Source organism: Paenibacillus motobuensis, assembly GCF_039521865.1.
GTDB lineage: Bacteria > Bacillota > Bacilli > Paenibacillales > Paenibacillaceae > Fontibacillus > Fontibacillus motobuensis.
The window spans coordinates 21,799-34,370 of record NZ_BAAACX010000026.1 but is presented as its reverse complement, the minus strand read 5'-3'; the positions used below and the strand labels follow the sequence as shown (position 1 = coordinate 34,370).

Below are 12,572 nucleotides of genomic sequence, written 5' to 3'. Positions count from 1 at the left end.
ATTGAGTTAATATTTAAAATATTTATGCGAGTAAAATCGCCACAAAGACTGTCGAATGATCCAAGGATCTATCCGACAGTCTTTTTTTGTCTTTTCTAGGCGAGTCGGTTCAACGTATAATAGAGGGAACTAGAGCTAATAGAAGAAAATAATGGAGGAATTATGAAATCTTATCTATCCAGAGTTAGTCTATCCCTGCTGTTAGCGGCATGCTTGCTGCTTGTTCCCGCATGTGGGAAGGGGAGCAACCATGCATTGCATGAAATGGATCAGCCAATTCCAAACGAAGATGTTCAGGAACCCCCGGTGGAGGAACTGGAACAACAAGCGCTATACAAGTCTCCCTTTACGGGAATGCCGCTTGATGAGCCAACTACGCAGAGACCGCTCGCTATCATGGTGAACAATGCTCCCCAAGCAAGACCTCAGTCCGGACTAGGAGGAGCGGATATCGTGTATGAGGTTCTAGCGGAGGGAGGAGTTACCCGGCTGGTCGCAATATATCAAAGCGGCGGTGATGTGGCTAAGATCGGCCCGATCCGCAGCATACGTCCTTATTTGATTGAGCTCGGCGAGAGCTATCATGGCATAACGGTTCATGCCGGTGCCAGTAATGATGCCTTTGCTATTTTGCAACGTCAGCATAAGGATGATTTGGACGAGATTACAAATGCCGGCCCTTATTTCTGGCGGGATAAGTCGCGGAAAGCACCACATAATTTATATTCCAATTTAGAGAAGCTACTCGAAGGCGCTGAGAAACGGAAATACTCGATCCAAGATAGTGAGATTCCAACCTACACTTTCCGCGATTCAAATGATCCGGGAGAAGGCGATCCAGCAACATCCGTAGAGATTAAGTTCCAGCTTGAAAAATATAGGGTATCTTACGTGTATGATGCGGAGAGCAAGTTGTACAAACGTTATATTAACGGTGAGCCGCATAAGGATCTGGAAACTGGGGAACAGCTGACCTGCTCGAATGTGGTCATTCTTGGTACAGACCATAAGGTACTTGATGATATCGGGCGTCTCAGCATTAATCTGGAGATGGGCGGGGAGGCGATCCTGCTTCAGAATGGCAAAGCCATTCGTGGCACCTGGATTCGTAAGGCGGATGACGTGATCCGGATCATTAAGGACAATGTCGAGGTTCCATTTTACCCAGGTAAAACATACTTCAATATCGTCCCTAATAAACCCGATTTTGAGAGCCATCTTAAGCTTGAATAGTTGCTGGTCATAACAGGGCTTTCTTGGATCAATATGGATGTTGCTTTGGATGAATATGGAGCTATAAGGATAGAGTTGGGAACACTGGGGCAAAAATAAGATATATAGATGAAATGTTTTCGACAAAATGATCTATACTATCCCAAGTTATGATAATATATTGTGGGTTAGTAATAGGAGTGTAAGGGCATAAACAAACGTAAAAGAGAAGAGAGGATTCCAAATGCGAGTTAAGAAGAAGGATATCTTTTTCCAGACCCTGGAGAACATGGCGGATACGATTGTACAATCGGCCGATTACTTCGCCCAGCAGGTTTCGGAATTTAAAGACGTAGACCAATTCGCGAAAAAAATGAAAGAGCTTGAATCGCAGTGTGACAACTACACACATACGATTATCGTTGAACTCAACAAGACGTTTATCACTCCGATCGAACGAGACGACATCATGGGTCTGACGACAACGCTGGATGATGTAATGGATGGACTGGAAGCAACAACGTCCCGTTTCTTTATGTATCATTTGCACGAGCCGGACGAGCATATCACGAAGTTTGCCGAGATTCTGCGAAATTCTGCCTATGAAATTCAGAAGGCGATTCACTTGCTGTCACAGAAGAAACTACTAGCGATCCGTGAATATACGATTCGTCTGAATGACTTGGAGAACCAGGGCGATGAGCTGCTCCGTATTTGCATTAATGAATTGTTTGCAAAGGTAACGGACCCGATCACTCTGATCAAGAAGAAGGAAATTTACGAGCGTCTCGAGACCACGACAGATGCGTGCGAGCATGTTGCTAATATGCTTGAATCCATAATTATGCGCAATTCATAAGATTAAGCTACTTATTTGAAATACGGGAGGTTGGAATTGCGCGGATCCTGTAAAGAAAAAATTCTATCTGTGCAATAATAAAAAACCATGGATACGAGTCTAATAATTATTTTCGTTGTTATCATACTGGCGTTAGGCTTCGATTTTATTAACGGCTTCCATGATACAGCCAATGCGATTGCAACTTCGGTCTCTACCCGGGCCTTGAAGCCGCGGACGGCGATTATGATGGCTGCCGGAATGAACTTCCTCGGAGCCTTGTTATTTACTGGCGTTGCGAAGACGATCGGGGGGAGTGTAGCGGACCCTTCCACACTAGATAATGGTCTGGAGGTATTAATTGCTACTCTACTTGCGGCTATTATCTGGAACCTACTTACATGGTGGTTCGGCATACCGTCTTCATCCTCGCATGCCCTTATCGGTGCATTGGCTGGTGCAGTATATGTCGGAGCAGGACCGGATAAGTTGAACTGGAGCGGTTTTATCAAAATCGTTGAGGCATTGATTATTTCTCCGCTACTTGCTTTCGGGATCGGCTTTATTGTGATGAAGATTCTGAAATGGATCTTTGCCAAACGAAGCCCGCATACGGTCAACAAAGGGTTCCGTTCCATGCAGGTGATCACAGCAGCGATTCAGAGCTTCTCTCACGGTACGAACGATGCCCAGAAAGCGATGGGAATCATTACTTTCGCGTTGGTGACGGCCAATTTCCAGGATCATATGGAAGTGCCGCTGTGGGTTAAGCTTGCTGCTGCAACGGCAATGGCTCTCGGTACATCTCTTGGGGGCTGGAAGATTATTAAGACGATGGGTACGAAAATATTCAAAATCGAGCCGATTAATGGTTTTGCAGCGGATATCTCGGCAGCTTCGGTTATTTTCGGGGCGACCCTGATTCATTTGCCAGTCAGTACTACGCATGCTATTACGTCATCCATTCTTGGCGTTGGCGCAGCGAAACGGTTCTCTGCGGTTAGCTGGGGGCTAGCCGGTAGGATTGTTATCGCTTGGGTGATTACGATTCCAATCGTAGCTGTACTTGCAGGTTTGATTTATGTTGTATTGTTCTAGAAGATAAAGCGAATAACAATGACGCCAATCTGCTGCAGGATTGGCTTTCTTTGTATTCTAGTGCATGGTGCGGGAGGTTATGGACTATGATCCGTGTGATGGGGATTACGCATGATCATCAGGTAAGAACGGATATTGCGTTGGAAGACATTCATAATAGACACCTTTTTTTGTGGAGCTGGGTTGATTTCAGCGAACCAACAGATGAGGAAGCAGAACTCCTGGGTTCCTTCTTCCAATTCCACCCACTAGCCATTGAGGATTGTATGCTACATGTCATGCAGCGTCCTAAAATTGACTTCTACGAGGATCATGATTTTCTTGTTCTGCATGCGTTGGATCCGGACACGCTGGAGCTGATTGAGGTGAATCTGTTCATTGGCGAGAACTATTTGGTATCCTTTCATTACCGAGAGCTTCAAGAGATTGATATGGCCTGGGAGAGCATTCAGAAGCGGGCACTGAACCGAAAAATGTGGGAGCGTGGCCCTTTTACCGCTGCTTATCTGGTCATTGACAATCTGGTTGATCAATATTTCCCCTGCGTCTATGCGGTGGAAGACGAACTGAACGAGCTTGAGAAGCTGGGCAGTCGAGAGTCGATCGAGCAACTGATGAATCAGGTATTCGATCTACGAAGCCGGCTACTCAAGCTGCGCCGGACGATCGTGCCGATGCGCGATCTAATGTATCATATCCTTAATTCGAAGCATATTCAGTCGCAGAAGGAGGCAGGAGCGTACTTCTCGGATATCTATGATCATCTGCTGAAGCTGTCAGAAATGGTCGAATCCAATCGTGAGATGACGGCGGATCTCCGCGACTCCTATCTCTCACTGAACTCTAACCGGATGAATGGCATTATGAAGACCCTGACCGTGATCACCAGTGTATTTATGCCGCTGACGCTGATCGCCGGCATTTATGGCATGAACTTCGCGAACATGCCTGAGCTGCACTGGCGTTATTGCTATTTTGGCGTACTCGGCCTGATGGGTGTGCTCAGCATTTGGATGATATTCAGCTTCATGCGGCGAGGCTGGTTCAAATGATAGAGGAAGTTTGAACATCATTTATAGCCTCAACTCAAAGGCGGTCATTTCCCAATTTCGACGGGAAGTGACCGTTTTTTTTGTTCCGCTGGACGGGCATTCGATTATTTTTCGCCGGATTAGATAGATGTCCACTATTCAAAAGCTCTTCTGGCATACGATGACATCATATACAACTGCATCATTAAGGAGGAGGACCACTTGAAGATTCGTAAGGCGATCATACCGGCAGCAGGTTACGGAACGCGGCTTCTTCCAGCAACCAAAGCAATGCCCAAGGAAATGCTTCCGATTATTGATAAACCAACGATTCAATTTATTATCGAGGAAGCGGCGGCGTCCGGAATCGAGGAGATTCTGGTTGTCACCGGCAAAGGAAAGAAGGTCATTGAGGACCATTTTGATTCTGCACATGAGCTCGAATACTTCCTGGAACAGAAGGGGAAGTTCGAAGAACTTCGCAAAGTGAGAGAGTTTACTGGTCTGGCAGACATTCATTATATCCGCCAATCCGAGCGTAAAGGGCTGGGCCACGCGATTCATGTGGGCAGAAAGTTTATTGGTGGAGAGCCTTTTGCTGTACTGCTTGGAGATACCTTCTTCGAATCAGAGCCTCCGGCACTGGGGCAGTTGATCGAAGGCTACGACAGGTTCCAGACTTCCATTCTAGGGGTTCAGACGGTACCCGAAGATAAAGTATCCAAATATGGAATTGTTGATGCCAAGCCATTGATTGATGCCTTCGCTTATGTCAATCAATTAGTCGAAAAGCCCCAGGTTGGTGCGGCTCCTTCGCGTCTGGCTATGGTAGGGCGTTATATTCTTACATCATCCATTTTTGACATTCTGGAGAATCAGCCACCTGGCGTAGGAGGTGAGATTCAGCTTACCGACGCGTTGAACAGGCTCCTGACCAGGGAGGCCGTCTATACTTGCGAAATCAACGGACGCTGGCATGATGTTGGAGACCCGCTTGGCTATCTTAAGGCCATCCTCGCTATTACAGGGCATCGTGGAAATCTGAAGAATGATCTGCAAGAAGAGGTAAACAGGCTGTTACAAGTTGATAAAGATATCCCTAGTTCCGAACAATAGCTATCTAGGCTTGATCAGTAGGAACGCAGGTTCCAAAAGGCCGTGAGAATAACATGTGCGGCAATCGTGAGCTGCGTTATTTTCTAAAAACAGGGAGAGGTGTTAATCGTAAATGGTTGAATTGGCTTTAGCATTTACAGATAAGGATGGAAGTTATGCTGAACATGCCGCTGTCGTTCTTACATCGGTCTTCCACAATACAGGTTCACATATTAACGTTCATATCCTTCATGACGAGTCGTTGGCCGAAGAGAACAGGCTAAGAATTAAACAACTGGTTACACATTATAATCATACTGTCAATTTCTACTCAGTAGTCTTGCCTAGTGACTTAGCCGAAGTTGTTGAGGGGACTCAATCGGTTAATACATGGACCCAGGGAAGCATGTACCGTCTGCTTCTGCCTTCTCTGCTTGATGTCAGCAAAGTTATTTATCTGGACTGCGATGTGCTAGTAAATCTGGATATTCAAGAATTGTGGAATATCCATTTGAATGGTTACTATCTGGCCGCGGCCCGAGATCTAGGCGCCGCAGCACTTACTGATATTTTCTTACCCTTAGGGTTAAATCCGGATACTTACTTTAATTCGGGTGTTATCATATTTGATCTGGACAATATTCGCCAAAACTCAGAGTGGTATGTGAAGATGCTGGATTTCCTCCGGCAATATCCCAGCACGACCCTACCGGATCAGGATGTCCTTAATCACATTTATGGTCACAACTATTTACAGCTTGGTGGGGAGTTTAACACCTTTAGTGTCACTAGTCCTGATCTAGACTTCCATCACAAAATTGTGCACTTTGCTGGCGAGACGAAGTGGTGGGATCCAGCGTCTCCAGGCTTCGCCCTGTATCAGGAGTATCTTAATCTGACACCGTGGAGATTGCCTGAGTCTCACTTTGCGGGGGCGCTTAATCCAATAGAGCCTGAGCATGGGACAGAGGTGGTCATGCCACACTTGGAACATGGAGAGTTGGCGAGCCCAGAGGAGTCTGTGCAACTGTCGCCCGTGGAACATGCTGGAAACCGGCATGGAGTGCCTCCTGCGCACAAGATGCATCCACCCCGGCATCGTCACTCTATGAAAAGGTTGCGAATGAATCGACTGAAGAGACAATGGGGATTGAAAAAGTTCGGGAGATTGACGAAACTGAAGTTATTGAAGAGATCTGTAAGACGGGCTGGACTCGCCCGGAAGCTCAAACCTTTACGATCAGATTCTTTACGTCGTATGCATCGGGCAACGTCGGTGCAGCGAAGATATCGATTGAAGCCTGAAAGAGAAGTATGGAGTTTCTCTCCTGCTAAAGCTGCGCTTCCGAGAAGGAGGCCTCGCGTCGTAGTACATCAGCGAAGAAGGGTTACCCGAACCACTTGGAGGACGGTACACTCCCGGACCAAGAACAGGTAGAAGACTGGAGCAAGGATCTCAGATTCCGTGAAGAATCGGACTGGGGTCCTTGTCATATATTACGAGTGGGAAAAGAAAAATAGCTGCCGAGACTTCTCGACAGCTCTGCAGCCATGAATTTAATGATGTGCGGGATATTGAACTTAACGGCGGCGTTTAGCTGGTGCTTTGCCGCTGCGTGTACGGGAGGAGGAGCGCTTACTGCCTTTCCTTCCGCCCTTCCTTCCGCTTCCTTTGCGGCGCGGTTTGTATTCGTCCAGATTGTCGTCGCTATTGCCGCCCTTAAGACCCTTGGCTCCTGGAAGCAGACTGGTGAACATCTTGGCCATCGGCGCGAACTGCTGAACAGTTTGCATAATTTTTTGTACCTTGCCCATTGTGGCGACGATTCCGTCGATTCCACCCATGCGGTCGATCATGCCTTTCAGATCGCCCAGATTCGGGATGGAGAATCCGCCTCCAGCCTTGGCTGCCGTATTTGTAGCAGCGGGTAGTGGATCGGCCGGCTGTGAATAAGGAACAAGCGCGGAAGCCTCGATGATCTCGGAAGGATCGGAATCGAACGGCTTAATCCCTGGATAATTGTGCGAGTAGGGATACGAAGGGGGCGTCGCACTTCGCCGTGGAGGAGTGTAATGCGGCATCATATCACTTTCCTTTACAAGTATTGTGTCAGGAGGTGGGTAGCGGGCACTTGCCGCTTCTCCCATTCCTGGTTATGCATATAAACCGTTAGTGTGACTAAGATAGTTCTTTAGTAAATAGGCGTTTGCAATAATACAATATATGTATCTACCCAGATTTTCGTCTGGACGAATGTCCCGGTTTTGTGGGCATTTGCGGAAAATGGGCGTTCTTTCTGTGATGCGTGAAATCGTTAATGCTTGAAAAAGATGACCTTACTCGGGTACAATGGTGGTGTGGTACAGTAACGGTAGGGGATGATGATTCAGTGCAACTTAAGAAGTTGAATGATAAGACAATCGATCAATTGTTTGAAGCGATACTTTCTTTGAAGAATGTTGAGGAATGCTACGTCTTCTTTGATGATCTTTGTACAGTTAACGAAATACAATCGCTCTCTCAGCGTCTGGAGGTAGCGAGAATGCTTGGCAAGGGTTCTACATATAATCAGATCGAAGCTGAGACTGGAGCTAGTACGGCAACGATTTCACGTGTTAAGCGCTGTCTTAATTATGGTAATGACGGGTATAAAATGGCGCTTGAACGCATCAGCCTGTAATTGTGAAGACAGGGCCAAGGGCATCACAGGATTGGAAAGTCGGTCAGGGGGCATGTGACATGAAGAGTTCTCCGGGGAAGCCTGGGATACTTGTTATTAGTCATGGGTCCCCTGATTCGGATTGGGTAGCCTTTGTCGACGAAGCGGTTGCAGGTGTAGCGGTTGAACTACAGGCAAGTATCCCAATCGTATCCTCCTTCCTGGAGATTGTGGAAGGACGGCTGATCCAAGACGGAATCGATCAGTTGGAAGCCTGGGGAGTGACAGATATTATCGTCATTCCGTTATTTGTCTCGTCGGGCAGTACTCATATCGATGAGATTTCATATGCACTTGGCATGAAGAGCACGCCGGAGAAGGAAACGGATCTAGAGCCATTTTCTTTGTCCGCTCGCGTGTTTTTTGGCGATCCAATCGACGACGATCCGATCGTGGCCGAGATCGTCTGGGATAAGGTGAAGGAGCTATCGACCAGGCCGGAGCGGGAGATGCTGCTTCTCGTTGGTCATGGCAGCCGGCATGAGGGCTTCCGGCAACGTTGGGAGCGGGGGATCGCAGGACTATCCGCACGTGTTGGTCGTCTCGGCGGCTTGGCTCATGCCGATTATGCGCTTCTAAGTCCGGATAGCTTGCGCAGTAAAGTAAGCTATTGGCAGGAGGAGCGGGGCTATGAGGTGATCGTTGCTCCGCTCTTTTTAAGTAAGGGCTACTTCACCAGTACAGTGATTCCATCTCGTCTAGAGGGACTATCTTATCGCTACCTAGGGGAGGCTTTATTGCCGAATTCCAGGTTGTCCCGCTGGATATATCTTCAGATATTGAATATAATGGGATCATTGAAATTATGATAAACAGGTGGCGTTCAAGTAATGAAAAAAGCTAGGCTTATCTATAATCCTACTTCCGGAAGGGAAGAAATGCGGAGATTGCTCCCGTCTATTCTGGATCGGTTGGACCAGGCCGGTATAGAGACGTCTTGTCATGCGACGACTGGAGATGGCGATGCTACGCGTGAGGCCGCTGAATCCGTGCAGCGTGGCTATGACATTCTAATTGCTGCTGGCGGCGATGGGACGCTGAACGAGGTCGTGAACGGGATGGCAGGGTATGATGATTTGCCGCCATTAGGTATTTTTCCGCTTGGAACGACCAATGACTTCGCGCGGGCCATGAAGATTCCGAAGCGCTGGGAAGATTTCTGTGATCTGGTCATTGAGAATAAGATGAGACCGATTGATATCGGCAAGGTGAACGGACGACATTTCATAAATATCGCAGGTGGCGGCTCGCTGACGGAATTAACCTATGAGGTTCCAAGCCGTCTGAAGACGATGATCGGTCAATTGGCTTATTACATGAAGGGGATCGAGAAGATGATCAACCTCTCGCCAACGGAGCTGGTCATCCGTGCCGAAGGAATTGGCGAGGTAGAGGGCGAGTTCATGATGTTCCTCATCGCGAACAGCAACTCGGTTGGAGGCTTCGAACGGCTGGCGCCGGACGCCAGAATCGATGACGGCTTGCTTGACGTCATTGCCGTGAAGAAATGTAATCTGGCGGAGTTCATCCGCTTGGTCACCATGGCACTGCGCGGCGATCATTTCAATGATCCGCGGATTATGTATTTCAAGACCGAACGGATGGAAGTCACCTCCCCAGGGCATGTCCTGCTCAACCTGGATGGTGAGCTCGGCGGCGAGCTCCCAGGCGTTTTCGAGATTTTACCGCGGCATTTGCATATTTTTGCGCATGAGTAGAAGGAGATTTAAGTGTGGTTGGTTCTCGGATCTGACCGTTAGCTATCCATTTGAATCTCTAACGAAACTATAGATCGTTATTTACGCAAAAACAGCGGCAAATTAAATCTAACGAAACTACAGATCGTTATTTGGTAAAAATACGGGCTTTAAGCACCTAATTTGCTTCAATAACGATATCCAGTTTCGTTAGAATTTGCGAAGGCCCCTCTTGGCCCAAATAGCGATACCTAGTTTCGTTAGAAACTGGAATCAGGTGTCCCCTGCCTTTTCGGCGGGGGTTTTGCGTGAAATAAGAAAATGTACGGTTGTACATGAAATAGACTTAAGTGGAAAGAAGTGAAGCGGTAGCCATGAGGAAACAGCGGGATCGGGCAAGAGGTATGAAGGCAGCAGATGCAGGTAATAAGGAAGCAATAGCCGGATTGCCAGTTGCCAAGAACGACGAGGTAATTATCGACATCATCGGGATGAACCATGACGGCGAAGGTGTAGGCCGTGCTGAAGGCTACACCTTGTTCGTTGCAGGGGCTCTTCCGGGTGAACAAGCGCGGGTCAAGGTACTGAAGACGAAGAAGCAGTACGGTTATGCCAAGCTGCTTGAGCTTCTTCAGACCAGTCCGCAACGTGTAGCAGCGCCTTGCCCGATCTATCATCAATGCGGCGGCTGCCAGCTTCAACATTTGAGCTATTCCGGCCAATTGGAGTGGAAACGCCAGCATGTTGTGGACGCGTTGGAGCGGATTGGGAAGATGACGGTGGCGAAGGACGATGACAGCTATGGAGAGTCGGATGAGAAGAAGGATAGCTGTAGCTCTAGACTGGCAGACCTGGCGGAGCAAATCGATTCCGCTCCTATTAGAGTACTGCCGACTCTTGGTATGTCCGAACCGTGGCGCTATCGCAACAAAGCTCAAGTACCTGTTGGGGTGACGGATGGGGCGTTGGTCGGAGGGTTCTACGCTCGTGGCAGTCACCGTATCATCGACATGGAGACCTGTCTCATTCAGCATGAGAACAATGACGATGTAGTCGCTAAGGTGAAGGAGATCGCCCGTCGTCTTGGCATCTCGGCTTACGATGAGGAATCCGGACAAGGTTTGCTTCGTCATGTCGTCGTGAAGGTGGGCTTCCGTACCGAGGAAATGATGCTAGTCCTCGTGACGAATGGAGACAAGATACCACATGTTAATGAGTGGATCGAAGCGATACGCAATGAAATTCCAGCGGTCGTAAGCATCTGCCAGAACGTGAATATGAGACAGACGAACGTCATTTTTGGTGATGTAACCCGCGTTCTGTGGGGCCGTGAGACAATCTATGATTACATTGGAGATGTGAAGTTTGCGATTTCGGCGCGTTCTTTTTATCAGGTGAATCCAGTGCAGACCGAGGTATTGTACGGGAAAACCGTGAAATACGCAGGGCTCACTGGTAAGGAGACGGTGATCGACGCATATTGCGGAATCGGTACCATTTCCTTGTTCCTGGCTCAGCATGCCGCTAAAGTGTATGGGGTCGAAATTGTACCAGAAGCGATTGAGGATGCTCGTCGCAACGCTGAGCTAAACGGCATGAACAACGTAACCTTTGAGGTTGGCGCCTCCGAGGATGTCATCCCGGCCTGGAAGGAGCAAGGCATCGAAGCCGACGTAATTGTCGTCGATCCGCCTCGCAAAGGCTGCGACCCTCGCCTGCTAGAGACGATTCTGGAGATGAAACCGGAACGGGTAGTGTATGTAAGCTGTAATCCTTCAACATTGGCACGAGATTTGCGGGTGCTGGAGGACGGCGGCTATCGCACCGTTGAGGTGCAGCCGGTGGATATGTTCCCGCATACGGTGCATGTGGAGTGTGTGGTATCAACATATCGAATTGACAAATAAAGGGTCGCCTAAACCGATTGTTAAAGTAAAAGAACGATTGATTAATGCAAAAATTAACCCCACCTATCTGTTTTTTGAGACAGGCGGGGTTAATTTTGATTTAGCTCTACTATGAGAATAACGAACTTGTAGACGTTTCAAAGTTAATCCACCAAGCAAAGCATATGTGTAGTTCTCTGATTACTTCCACACCACACTTTGCTATGCTCTGTTATAGGGTTAGAGCTATTATCGTACATAAAGAGGCGGAGGTGCGCGATTTGAAAGTCGTATGGATCGAGGATGAGCGGCAGCTGCTACAGGAATGGACACAATATTTGAAGAAGGAATCGATTGAGGTTTTTGGAGCGGAGACCGTAGCCGAGGCCAAAGCGCTGGTCGAAGAGAAGAAGCCTGATATGCTGCTTGTGGACTGGGTGCTTCCCGGCGGGGAAAGCGGACTTGAGCTGTGCAAATGGAATGAGCGGCATTGGGGGCTGCCTTTTATTATGGTCACGGCCAAAGGAGACGAACTGGACAAGGTGCTTGCCCTCGAGCTAGGTGCCGATGATTATTTGACGAAGCCCTTTGGACTTCGCGAGCTTAGCGCACGTATCAAAGCCGTTCTGCGCCGTACTGGCAAAGGCAAGACGCAAGATAAGGAAAAGCAGGACGAGCAGATCGTTCAGCGAGGGCAGTTAAGGCTCGACTTCGTGCGGTTTACAGCGCAATTGGAGCAGACAAAGCTGGAATTGACGCGGACCGAATTTCTGCTGCTGTGGAGGCTGGCTTCTAATCCGGGAAGGGTGTTTACCCGCACTCATCTGATGGATGAGGCGCTTGGCGATGTGTTTATCGGCTACGAGCGGACGCTGGACTCGCATATCCGCAATTTACGACGCAAGCTGGAGGAAGGCGGGGCGCAATGCGAGTTTATTCAGACAGTATACGGCGTCGGGTACCGATTTGCCGAACAGGCGGCTGAAGGCTAACGG

Annotated in this window: 12 protein-coding genes; 11 read left to right on the top strand and 1 reads right to left on the bottom strand. The window is 48.4% G+C overall.

Annotation, left to right across the window (positions count from 1 at the left end):
* The first annotated feature begins 162 nt into the window (after nt 1-162).
* The 6 genes from ABD014_RS22655 to ABD014_RS22630 all read left to right on the top strand — a co-directional run bounded on the left by ABD014_RS22655 (nt 163) and on the right by ABD014_RS22630 (nt 6,712).
* On the top strand, nt 163-1,233 hold the full coding sequence (locus ABD014_RS22655; protein ID WP_343865146.1) for a DUF3048 domain-containing protein: 1,071 nt from the start codon (nt 163-165) through the stop codon (nt 1,231-1,233).
* 223 nt (nt 1,234-1,456) lie between these two features.
* Nucleotides 1,457-2,071 carry a DUF47 domain-containing protein gene (locus ABD014_RS22650; RefSeq protein WP_343865144.1) on the top strand — a complete coding sequence of 205 codons (615 nt, stop codon included), beginning with the start codon at nt 1,457-1,459 and terminating at the stop codon, nt 2,069-2,071.
* 87 nt (nt 2,072-2,158) lie between these two features.
* Nucleotides 2,159-3,148 carry an inorganic phosphate transporter gene (locus ABD014_RS22645; protein ID WP_343865142.1) on the top strand — a complete coding sequence of 330 codons (990 nt, stop codon included), beginning with the start codon at nt 2,159-2,161 and terminating at the stop codon, nt 3,146-3,148.
* Between the two features lie 86 nt (nt 3,149-3,234).
* Nucleotides 3,235-4,200, top strand: a complete 966-nt coding sequence (gene corA / locus ABD014_RS22640; RefSeq protein ID WP_343865140.1) for a magnesium/cobalt transporter CorA — start codon at nt 3,235-3,237, stop codon at nt 4,198-4,200.
* Nucleotides 4,201-4,401: 201 nt separating this feature from the next.
* Entirely contained in the window at nt 4,402-5,295 is an 894-nt protein-coding gene (gene galU / locus ABD014_RS22635) for a UTP--glucose-1-phosphate uridylyltransferase GalU (RefSeq protein WP_343865138.1), read from the top strand.
* Nucleotides 5,296-5,407: 112 nt separating this feature from the next.
* Nucleotides 5,408-6,712, top strand: a complete 1,305-nt coding sequence (locus ABD014_RS22630; protein WP_343865136.1) for a glycosyltransferase family 8 protein — start codon at nt 5,408-5,410, stop codon at nt 6,710-6,712.
* Nucleotides 6,713-6,855: 143 nt separating this feature from the next.
* On the opposite strand, the gene ABD014_RS22625 is transcribed toward ABD014_RS22630, so the two are convergent.
* Nucleotides 6,856-7,359 (bottom strand): hypothetical protein, encoded by a 504-nt coding sequence (locus ABD014_RS22625; protein WP_343865134.1) that lies wholly within the window; start codon nt 7,357-7,359, stop codon nt 6,856-6,858.
* Between the two features lie 305 nt (nt 7,360-7,664).
* Between ABD014_RS22625 and ABD014_RS22620 the strand changes: the two genes are divergently transcribed.
* From ABD014_RS22620 to ABD014_RS22600, 5 genes are all read left to right on the top strand, one after another.
* Nucleotides 7,665-7,955 carry a YerC/YecD family TrpR-related protein gene (locus ABD014_RS22620; RefSeq protein ID WP_343865132.1) on the top strand — a complete coding sequence of 97 codons (291 nt, stop codon included), beginning with the start codon at nt 7,665-7,667 and terminating at the stop codon, nt 7,953-7,955.
* Nucleotides 7,956-8,014: 59 nt separating this feature from the next.
* Nucleotides 8,015-8,803 carry a sirohydrochlorin chelatase gene (locus ABD014_RS22615; protein WP_343865130.1) on the top strand — a complete coding sequence of 263 codons (789 nt, stop codon included), beginning with the start codon at nt 8,015-8,017 and terminating at the stop codon, nt 8,801-8,803.
* 21 nt (nt 8,804-8,824) lie between these two features.
* Complete coding sequence (locus ABD014_RS22610; protein WP_343865128.1) at nt 8,825-9,712, top strand: diacylglycerol kinase; 888 nt, start codon at nt 8,825-8,827, stop codon at nt 9,710-9,712.
* Nucleotides 9,713-10,095: 383 nt separating this feature from the next.
* Nucleotides 10,096-11,598, top strand: coding sequence for a 23S rRNA (uracil(1939)-C(5))-methyltransferase RlmD (rlmD, locus tag ABD014_RS22605; RefSeq protein ID WP_343865323.1), 1,503 nt, complete (start codon nt 10,096-10,098; stop codon nt 11,596-11,598).
* Between the two features lie 260 nt (nt 11,599-11,858).
* Entirely contained in the window at nt 11,859-12,569 is a 711-nt protein-coding gene (locus tag ABD014_RS22600) for a response regulator transcription factor (protein ID WP_343865126.1), read from the top strand.
* The last annotated feature ends 3 nt before the right edge of the window (nt 12,570-12,572 follow it).